The 3,332-nt window shown below is 51.1% G+C and carries 5 protein-coding genes; 2 read left to right on the top strand and 3 right to left on the bottom strand.

Annotated elements, in window-relative coordinates:
- Nucleotides 1-1,137 precede the first annotated feature (1,137 nt).
- Nucleotides 1,138-1,455 carry a hypothetical protein gene (locus BXP70_RS28855; protein ID WP_086597586.1) on the top strand — a complete coding sequence of 106 codons (318 nt, stop codon included), beginning with the start codon at nucleotides 1,138-1,140 and terminating at the stop codon, nucleotides 1,453-1,455.
- 16 nt (nucleotides 1,456-1,471) lie between these two features.
- On the opposite strand, the gene BXP70_RS28850 is transcribed toward BXP70_RS28855, so the two are convergent.
- A complete protein-coding gene (locus BXP70_RS28850; RefSeq protein ID WP_086597585.1) occupies nucleotides 1,472-1,657 on the bottom strand; it encodes a hypothetical protein in 186 nt (61 codons plus the stop codon).
- A gap of 543 nt (nucleotides 1,658-2,200) precedes the next feature.
- On the opposite strand from BXP70_RS28850, the gene BXP70_RS28845 reads away from it, so the two are divergent.
- Nucleotides 2,201-2,614 carry a hypothetical protein gene (locus BXP70_RS28845; RefSeq protein ID WP_086597584.1) on the top strand — a complete coding sequence of 138 codons (414 nt, stop codon included), beginning with the start codon at nucleotides 2,201-2,203 and terminating at the stop codon, nucleotides 2,612-2,614.
- An 82-nt stretch (nucleotides 2,615-2,696) separates the two neighbouring features.
- On the opposite strand, the gene BXP70_RS28840 is transcribed toward BXP70_RS28845, so the two are convergent.
- Complete coding sequence (locus BXP70_RS28840) at nucleotides 2,697-2,885, bottom strand: hypothetical protein (RefSeq protein WP_086597583.1); 189 nt, start codon at nucleotides 2,883-2,885, stop codon at nucleotides 2,697-2,699.
- Between the two features lie 199 nt (nucleotides 2,886-3,084).
- The coding region (locus BXP70_RS30155; protein WP_086597582.1) for a hypothetical protein at nucleotides 3,085-3,332 on the bottom strand (248 nt) is incomplete at its 5' end.

Genomic DNA, 3,332 nt, shown 5'->3' with positions numbered 1-3,332 from the left:
CCACGAAGGCCGTTTGCTGAGCGGAAGCCATAAAGAAATCATTGTTGAGCTACACGGCACGCGCTAAAAAGTCATGCCAAGAAGGAACATGGCGGCACCGAGTACACGAGCATCGCCGCCCTAGAAGCTACCCTAACTATCTACAAGTTCATCCACGCCTGCCTCCGTTCGGAAAGCCGCGCACAAGGTAGCCGCCGGACCTAAGGTCTATATCTGTGGCAATGGGCGCACAGAAATATACCGCAGCACAGCTGTGAAGACTGTTCGGCCATGCGGCGCTGCACCTACCAAACGCTGGTGATGCGTGAGAGCCAAGCCTAGTCTTCCGGATTACGTGGCTGTATGAAGTGTTACTAACATCCAGAAAGCAGAGGCGCTTTTCGTTCAGGTTTTCTATCACCGTACTGGATACACTCCGTCGTTCACTACCAGCAGCAACTCTATTTTACTACCAGTTGGCGCGTGCGTTGGTATCCCACCCGGACGAGTAGGCGCATTCTTTGCACCACGGAAGCGCCCAGTTGTTTGGTGTTTGCAACTAGGATCACCACCGTGTTGGGATCCTCTTTACCACTGGCAGATCCGTAAGGGGGAAGAGCTATGCGTCGCCTTCCTGGGTGGGCTTTGTAGCTACAAAGTCATGGCTTGCTGCAGGAGTAGGACCCGCCGGAAAGCACTGGAGTAGTCCTCTCGGAGTCGCTTGGAGGAGCTGTATTCCCAGCCCCACTACAAGGGTCCTATCAAGCCTGTTAGCTAACACAACAGTTACTTAAGCTAGTATTTAAATAATTAAATTGTTAGATAACAGAATAGTTACCTATCAGAGCAGTTACGTAGCAGCATAACTACCTATCAGCGCAGTTGCACAGCAGAATAGTTGACTATCCTTTTTGATAGCTATCAGAATAGGTAGTTATCAGGTTAGGTAGGTACAAGACCTTCGTGATGCGTGAGCGCCAAGCCCGCAGCTCGACGGGTACATGAAGTGTTAGTGGCACAAGATCCTGCTCAGCTCGTTAGCATTCCTGATGCCTGCTTTTTCTCCTTGCCTAGCAGATACTTAGTTGTGTTTGGCGAGGATACTGGATGCAGGATTGCCAGCTGAACCGTACTATTGTCGCGTCTCTCCGTTTGTCCATGTCTACTGCCTCTCTCCCAACCTTCCTGCAATTTGGTACGCACGGCGAGTGCCTGCTGAACACCACCCAAATCCGAGCCGTTACGCGCACCAGGCTGCCGGTAACGGCCGCTAATCGGGAGGAGTTCACAGGTTCTATCTCCCCCGAGGGACAAGTACACCTACTGCAAGTGGAGTTTTTGGATGGCGAGCAAATCACCTTCACCTGCACGAGCCAAGCGGTACAACAGCAGATGCTCTTACAGCTCGGCAAGGCCTTGCAGGCGCACGTAATCCTCGGGGCGGAAGAAGGCGCTACTTCCACCCGTATTTCGTAGGCGTTCAGCCGAGGTACTACTCGGCAGCAATATAACCTACGTGCTCACCTTCTCGCGTGTAGACCAAAAGCACGGTACCGAGGTCTTCAAACCAGAGCTGCTGGGCAAGTTGGCGTAGATCAGCAATGGGGCTGGATACCTGTTGGACGAAGGGATTGCCGGCCAAAAAGCGCCGAAGCTTCTGCTCGAGCGCAGAAGGCAAGGGTTGGGATAAGCGTAAGATAGGTGTCGGCATAAGGATAGAACAGAGGCGCTATAGGCTACTGAATAACACAGCAGAGTGGCATTGATTTCGGCGGTACCAATCGCTCATACCCATCCTATTTACGAGCCGAATAGCTTGCGTTCATTCTCGGCTCTTTTGTACATACAACCTGAGTTTGTATGTACAAAGACATGGCTTACTGCGCTGCGGGCTGCGGGGATTGCAGGACAACGACCCACCACATAAACGCCATGTTGGTCCAGCTTTCAAATCGTGTAGGAGAGCCGTCCTCCACATCGCTGAAGGATCCTACCAAGCCTGGTGGGTATCAATCTCATTGCCCGTCAGAATAGTTACGTATCAGTTCTGATAGGTAACTATTCTGATAATTACCAGAACTGATACAAAACTAGTCCATCACGCCGAGAGGCCACGGCAAACTCAGATCGTCCCTGCTACGGAGTACTCCTTTAGTTACTCCGTAAAACTACCAACTATTTTCCGTATAACTAACTGATAGTCAATAACGATAAGCAGTACATGAGACCCTTGTTCGAATCTCCTGCTTTTTCGCTGCACTACGAGGCGGCTCATCACTGGTTAACGGCCACGTGGCATGGCAAGCCGACGGCGGAAATATACCTAAGCAGCCGCGCCCTGATTTTACACTTTACCAGCGAGCTACACTGCACCTTGCTTTTATGCGACGCTAGTGAGTCCTTGGACGGGTGGGAGGAGATTGGTCGCTGGCTAAGCACCAGCTACCTCAGCTTCTTAACAGAATCCGGTATGCAAGCCATTGCCTGGGTTAACGCCCACGACTGGTACAGACACGAGCGGACCGAGGAGCTGATGCGCAAGTCGACGGAGCCTTTCATGGCTACTTTCGACGAAGGGTCTAACGCTTACGATTGGTTGCATCGCGTCTGCTATCTCGCTCCTGAGCAGCTATAGCTCCATTTGTAGAGCAAGGACTACCAGCAAAAGCCCAGGCCAACTGCTCAAAGCTTTTCTAGTGTTACTTATGCAAGCAGAATTACAAGGCCACTACGTAGTTGCACAGGCCAAACGATTGGTACTCAATCTTTCCTTCCTTTTCTAGCTCCTTAATTGCTTGCCTTGTTTCTCCTTCGGTGAGTCCCAAGCGGTTCCCTAAGTCGTACTCCTCTAGCTGACCTTGACTAGCTCTTAAAGCAGTCAAGAACTTCTGTTTCTTCGAGTCCATCGCAGTTGCTGTGTGTGTTGATAGACTGTGTACGACTTGCTCCATACAATTGATATTGATGTGCTTACAGCAAGTTACACGACAACAAGCAGCGCCAACCGGCGTTAGGCCCTCCACCTTGCCGCAGCTAGAGTGTAGCACTACAAGAAAAAACCCCGACATACCGGGGCTTTTTTCTTGTGCCCGCCGCCAAACAGCGTTACGAGGCCACGGCGTAGCGGCACAAACTAAGGGCTTGATAGACGATCTTGCCCTCTTCTTCTAGTTCCTCAATCACCTGTTGCGTCTCTTGTTTGGTGAACCCCAAATTCTCTCCTAAGTCATACTCCTCCAGTTGGCCTTCACTCGCGCGTAATGCGTCTAAGAACGCCTGCTTCTTTGCTGCCATCGCATTCGCTGTGTAGTTGATCGGTTTTGACCTACAGATAAAGATAACCGCAGGGTTTA

This window comes from Hymenobacter crusticola (genome assembly GCF_002154225.1).
In the GTDB taxonomy this organism is placed as follows: Bacteria; Bacteroidota; Bacteroidia; order Cytophagales; family Hymenobacteraceae; genus Hymenobacter; species Hymenobacter crusticola.
This window is presented reverse-complemented; position numbering and strand designations above follow the sequence as displayed.